At 67.0% G+C, this 445-nt stretch carries 1 protein-coding gene; it reads right to left on the bottom strand.

Going from position 1 to position 445, the window contains the following annotated elements; genetic code table 11:
- Nucleotides 1–445, bottom strand: a 445-nt coding sequence (locus EN738_RS35845) for a hypothetical protein (protein ID WP_189606177.1), incomplete at both ends; no start/stop codon positions are given.

The following is a 445-nucleotide window of genomic DNA, read 5'->3' as shown; positions in this document are numbered from 1 at the left end:
GTCTGCACGAGGATCCCGGTCTGCTCGGAGCCGTCCGGCACGACCTCGTAGATGTTCTTGCCGACATCGGCCAGCGTCAGTCCGCCGATCGACCAGGCGCCGCCGGCCCCCGTCGTCGTCGAGCGGTCGCCGGCGCTGAGATCGCCGCTGTTGTCGTCGTCGATGAAGATGGTCACCGGATCGTGCGACCAGGCGGTGTCGTCCGCCGTCTTGCCGTTTCCGGTCAGGTCCTCGTACTTGGTGCCCGAGACTGAGAAGTCGAGGAAGTTGGTGAAGTCGTTGTCGGTGTCGGTGCCACAGCTGCCGGGATTGTCGACGGTCTGCACGAGGATCCCGGTCTGCTGCGAGCCGTCCGGCACGACCTCGTAGATGTTCTTGCCGACATCGGCCAGCGTCAGTCCGCCGATCGACCAGGCGCCGCCGGCCCCCGTCGTCGTCGAGCGGT

The organism is Mesorhizobium sp. M4B.F.Ca.ET.017.02.2.1 (genome assembly GCF_003998955.1).
Taxonomy (GTDB): Bacteria; Pseudomonadota; Alphaproteobacteria; order Rhizobiales; family Rhizobiaceae; genus Mesorhizobium; species Mesorhizobium abyssinicae.
The sequence above is the reverse complement of the archived record's forward strand: the minus strand, read 5'-3'. Positions and strand labels throughout refer to the sequence as shown.